A 5,166-nucleotide genomic window follows, 5' to 3' on the forward strand; every position below is an offset into this window, starting at 1 on the left:
TGAGGGTTGTAAAATTGTTGTTGAGGTCCAGGAAACGCTGCCCGTCAACATCAACCAGATATGCACCCTCGCCTTTTAGGACATAGCGCGGGATCGGGTCACGCTCGACCGTCGCTCGTGTGGTGCCATCTGGGAAGACAGCCCGGGCTCGTGCGAACAAGCGCGCCGACTGTTCATCGGGCAAGCCAGAGGTGGAAGGTGCGGACGCGTGCTTCATCTAACGGACTCCTAACGGACCTGGAAACATGGTTCGATGTTTGTTGCAACAAAACCACGTGCTATGAGTGTGCGCAAGTGGTTTTTACCTCGAAATCGCTAAAAGTTCACTTGGTCCGCGGCACTTTGGCGTCCACGTAAACCGTCAGTTGGCCTAGGCTTCCCAGGCAAAAACTACGATCTTGACAGGGCCTAGTCTTTTGGCGTTTGATGCAACACGGTTCTGCAACGGGATTTCGACATCCACGCTCTGCGCAGATCACCAACTTTCCAAGGCGCAGGCGAGGGACCGGTCGTGGTCAGTACTTGCGGGCTGGTTGGACGGGATGACGGAACGACAAGCAATCGAGAAGTCATGCCAACGACTGAACGCTACACTCACGGAGGAGAAACAATGAACAAGCTAATGACGATGATCGCGGCAACTGCCTCGCTGGCAGTTGTTTCTGCGGCTTCGGTGACCGCGGCCAACGCCGGCGAAGTGCTCGATCGCGTACTCGAAACAAAGACGCTGACGGTGGCGGCCGGAGTGGATTGGGGCGTCGAGTCGCGATTGAACGACAAGCATGAGCTTGAGGGTTACGATATCGACGTCGCTAAGGGGATCGCAGACTACCTTGGCGTGGAGGCCAAATTCGTCACGCCAGAGTGGGGGGTCATTGTATCCGGTAAGTGGGAGGGCCGCTGGGATCTCGCCGCGGGCGAAATGGTGCCGACGAAAGCCCGAACTGACCTGTTCGACTTCCCCGCGATATACTTCTACGGGAAGTACGTGGTGCTAGTCCCCAATGACAGCAAGGCGGACAAACTCTCTGATCTCAACGGAAAGATCATTGGCGCCGACGCAAATGGACCGGCTGAGAAGTACGCAAGTCAGACACTGACTCCAGACTGGCCGGGTGCCAAGCCAATAAAGTATCAGTTCACCCCAGGTAGCGTGAAGCTTTACGAGAGCGGCAGCATCTCAATGGCCGACCTGCGGCTTGGCGACGGTGTCCGTCTTAACGCCCACATCACTGCCGGGAGTACCGCACAGGGGGCAATCGAGTCCGGCTTTCCAGTCCATCAACTCGGCGATCCGCTGTTCTTCGTGCCGGGTGCATTGGCCGTTCTCCCTGGCGACAAGAAATTTAGCGACAAGATCGCCGCGGCGATTCAGAAAATGAGAGACGACGGCACGCTCTCCAAGTTGGCTATCAAGTGGTACGGGTACGACGCCAGCACTGAACAATAACACATCCGCAGCAGAAGTGATCCCGAACATCCGGGGTCACCTCTTTTCTTGAAGGTTCGCTCATGCTCTATCGGGACACAGTCGAGGCTGACATTCTCGTCCATAAGCCTTGGTTCGTAGCTTCGATCTTCGCGGTCGTGCTCTTGGCTTCTCTGGCATTCAACTTTGCTAGCACCCCCTTGGGGGAGCTCATGCGACCAGTGATCGGAGATCCACAGCTCAGTGGCCTTTACGGGCGCTTCGCGATTGCCTTTGTGATTGCGGTGATCTTCTGCGCAAACGTTGCATTGCTCGGTTTTGCGCCGCTGCGGGTGCAGATTGCCGTCGTTTGGCTTGAACTTCTCCTGGTTTTCTTGGCCTTCTTCCTGTCGTTCGACCTCAGCCTGCCGTTCATTTGGCACAACCTGCCCTATATGATTACCCAAGGCTTGGTTACCACAATCTACGTTTCGGCGATCTCACTCGTGTTTGCTTCAATCCTTGCGATGGTCGGCGCCGTCGCGAAACTCTCGAGCAACGGCTTTGCTTACGCTGTCGCCAGCTTTTACACTTCGTTCTTCCGCGGTCTGCCGCTGCTCATGCAAATCTACCTCATCTACCTCGGCCTTCCGCAGCTGGGGATCGTCCTTGATGCCGTACCTTCAGGCGTGTTGGCACTTTCCCTTTGTGTGGGTGCATACATGACCGAGATTTTTCGCGCCGGTATTCAGAGCATTGACCGAGGTCAGTGGGAAGCGTCCAGATCGATGGGGTTCGGCTTCGGATTGACGATACGCAAGATAATCCTCCCTCAGGCGCTGCCGGTAATCATACCTCCGATGGGAAACACATTTATTGCAATGCTCAAGGACAGTTCGCTCGTTTCGGTCTTGGGTGTTTGGGAACTGACCTTTCTTGCTCGCACCATTGGTCAACCCCAGTTTCGCTACCTCGAGATGCTGATATCGGCTGCCCTCATCTATTGGGTAGTATCAATCATCCTAGAGGTCATTCAGGCTAGGATCGAGCGCCACTACGGAAGGAGCAAGGTGCGATGAGTGTCAACGACTCAATGGGTAAATCACCAGACATCGCCACCCCATTCGGGCCTATTGATCCCACCATGGACACACCTCCCGCGTCGGTTGCCGTCCTGCCCTTGCCCACGGAAGAGCTTCCGTCAGTGAAAGAGAAGATCATCGAGGCAAAGAACGTATCGAAGTGGTACAGCTCATTCAGAGCGTTGACCGACATTAACCTCACCGTCCACAAGGGCGAACGCATCGTGATCTGTGGCCCATCCGGGTCTGGAAAGTCGACTCTAATCCGCTGCTTCAATAGACTCGAGGCACACCAAGAGGGTGAGATATCTGTCAACGGAATCTTGTTGCATCCCAAGATGCGCAACGTGGCCGAGGTTCGAAAGAACGTCGGCATGGTCTTTCAGCACTTCAACCTCTTCCCGCATATGACCGTGCTTATGAACTGCATGGCCGCTCCAATGTGGATCAAGGGCGTGCCCGAGACTGAAGCCAGGAATCTCGCCCTGCGTTTTCTTGAGCGCGTGCGCATTCCCGAACAGGCGAACAAATATCCGGCTCAGCTTTCCGGTGGACAGCAGCAGCGCGTGGCGATCGCGCGCTCTCTCTGCATGAAGCCTGCAGTCATGCTCTTTGATGAACCGACCTCTTCGCTCGATCCAGAAATGGTCTCCGAAGTGCTCGAAACCATGACAGGCCTTGCCCGCGACGGAATGACCATGGTCTGTGTTACCCATGAGATGGGTTTCGCCCGCGCCGTTGCGGACCGAGTCATTTTCATGGATCAGGGTCGAATTATCGAGGAAGGTAAGCCATCCGACTTCTTTGCCAACCCACAGCACGAGAGAACCAAGCTGTTTCTTAGCCAGATTCTTCGCGCCGATGGTTGATTCCGTGAACGGCACGCGGTCTGGGGCCGAATACGAGGAGTTGGCTTTGCAACGGCATAAGCGTTATTGGTCAGATAGCGATGACCTACTCCCGGCACTAGGCATGTTGGAGTTGGAGGGTGTGCGGATGAGCGACCGCTCGCTAGCCCGAAAGTCGTCGCCCGGGCAGCCTGATCGAACGTGCCAAGGACGTTTTACGTGACCCTTTCAAGCGCGTTGAATTCGAATCCTAGGTTTGAGCCTGTCCGGCTTGCAGCCCAGCATCTTCGCTCACTGCGAGCTATAGACCTTGCGCCGAAACTAGGCCGCGGGATTCCCCGATGGCCATCACATCCGCACCTCATCATCGATCCGACCATAGTCCACGAGACTGCTGGCTATTATTGTCAGAATCTAAGCATGCCTGAGCACATCGGTTGCCATGTTGATGCGCCAGCGCACACCGTCGCTGATAAGATGAACCAAACTATCGAGACATTCGACGTGGACCATTTGATAGCTGAGGCCGTGGTTTACGACTTTTCCGAACGGGACTGGGCACCTGGCGATGTCCTTACAGCGTCAGACATTGAAAGCTACGAGCGCCAACATGGGGTTTCGGTGGGTCGCGGAGAGATCGCGCTCATTAACTTCGGATGGCTTAAGCGTCATTGGCGTCGCGACGCGCAGGCCCAATGGTACGCACGAAATTCGCCCGGTATGAACGAAGAACTCGTTCTCCTTTTCAAGGAACGGAGAGTGCGAGCGGTGGGAGCTGACACGATAGCGTGCGAAGCGGCCCTAATCGACGGCGTTTCGACCGGCTCGATGCCTGGGCATCACCTGCATTGGCTGCCGAATGGAATTCTGATCCTAGAATGTGTGGCAAACTTGGAGCTCGTCTCGCGACGTTGCCTGTTCGTTGCCCTTCCTCTCCCGATAGAACACGGTTCCGGCTCACCGCTGCGCCCTATTGCCTACTGCTGATTTCGATGGTGTGCCTAGCCAGGTCTGACGGGGGGCGCAACTGACGGGGACCACGAAAAGCGCAGCTCCAGAAACTTGCCTCGGCCCGCATATCCTCTGCTTTCCGATGGATCAGGCGGACTGGTGAAGGCCCCGCACGACCGGGAACCCCATTACGCCCATATCGATTCCGAAGCGCCAGGGTGCAGTCGAGGTACGCCTCCGGCGAGGGCCGCCTTGCGCGAGCATGGCACGGTAGCGAGGCTGCGCTCTTAAGGTCGTCCTTACGAGCGAAGTTAGCAGCACAGCATGAGCCATGTGACATTATTGACCGGGCCGGAGCGTCGTCGTCGTTGGAGTGAAGAAGATCAGTGCCGGATACTGGCTGCGGCATTCGCGCCCGGGGCCACAGTGGCGGCGGTAGCGCGCCAGTACGATGTCGCGACCAGCCTGATCTATAAGTGGCGCCGCACGATGAGAGCCCGCGAGACGGGCTTTGCCGAAGTTGTCGTGGTTCCCGATGAGCCTGTCGCCGCTTCGGTGCCGGCGGCGCCACCAGCGGTGATCGAGCTGGAGATCGCCGGCAAGGTGCGGCTGCGGATTCCGTTGACCACGCCGCCGACACTGGCGGCGGCGATGGTGAAGGCGCTGGGCGTTTCATGATCCCGGTCCCGAGCCAGGTGCGGATCTGGTTGGCGGTCGGCCGGACCGATATGCGTCGCGGGATGCAGGGCCTCGCTCTGCAGGTTCAGGAGACGTTGGGCCGGGATCCGCATTTATGCGTCGGGCGAGATTATGTGGCGGAGCCTTCCTGGTGCCAGCCTAGGCCCGCCGGTCCGGATTTTTCCGCCACATAATATTT

General features: G+C 57.1%; 6 protein-coding genes and 1 pseudogene. 6 read left to right on the forward strand and 1 reads right to left on the reverse strand.

Features of this window, described 5'->3' with window-relative positions; genetic code table 11:
• A pseudogene (locus NKH70_RS35300) lies at positions 1-217 on the reverse strand (hypothetical protein); the annotation flags it as partial.
• Between the two features lie 393 nt (positions 218-610).
• On the opposite strand from NKH70_RS35300, the gene NKH70_RS35305 reads away from it, so the two are divergent.
• The 6 genes from NKH70_RS35305 (at position 611) to tnpB (ending at position 5,161) form a co-directional block, all read left to right on the forward strand.
• Entirely contained in the window at positions 611-1,450 is an 840-nt protein-coding gene (locus NKH70_RS35305) for a transporter substrate-binding domain-containing protein (protein WP_353027443.1), read from the forward strand.
• Between the two features lie 62 nt (positions 1,451-1,512).
• The gene (locus NKH70_RS35310; RefSeq protein WP_353027444.1) at positions 1,513-2,487 is read left to right on the forward strand and encodes an amino acid ABC transporter permease; all 975 of its coding nucleotides are present in this window, start codon (positions 1,513-1,515) and stop codon (positions 2,485-2,487) included.
• On the forward strand, positions 2,484-3,359 hold the full coding sequence (locus NKH70_RS35315; protein WP_502908464.1) for an amino acid ABC transporter ATP-binding protein: 876 nt from the start codon (positions 2,484-2,486) through the stop codon (positions 3,357-3,359). Before NKH70_RS35310 ends, NKH70_RS35315 begins: the two co-directional genes overlap by 4 nt.
• A 198-nt stretch (positions 3,360-3,557) precedes the next feature.
• On the forward strand, positions 3,558-4,325 hold the full coding sequence (locus tag NKH70_RS35320; protein WP_353027445.1) for a cyclase family protein: 768 nt from the start codon (positions 3,558-3,560) through the stop codon (positions 4,323-4,325).
• A 288-nt stretch (positions 4,326-4,613) separates the two neighbouring features.
• Positions 4,614-4,967 (forward strand): IS66-like element accessory protein TnpA, encoded by a 354-nt coding sequence (gene tnpA, locus NKH70_RS35325; protein WP_286438114.1) that lies wholly within the window; start codon positions 4,614-4,616, stop codon positions 4,965-4,967.
• Positions 4,964-5,161, forward strand: a complete 198-nt coding sequence (tnpB, locus tag NKH70_RS35330) for an IS66 family insertion sequence element accessory protein TnpB (protein ID WP_352452648.1) — start codon at positions 4,964-4,966, stop codon at positions 5,159-5,161. Before tnpA ends, tnpB begins: the two co-directional genes overlap by 4 nt.
• The last annotated feature ends 5 nt before the right edge of the window (positions 5,162-5,166 follow it).

It is taken from the genome of Mesorhizobium sp. M0991, assembly GCF_040318915.1.
GTDB lineage: Bacteria > Pseudomonadota > Alphaproteobacteria > Rhizobiales > Rhizobiaceae > Mesorhizobium.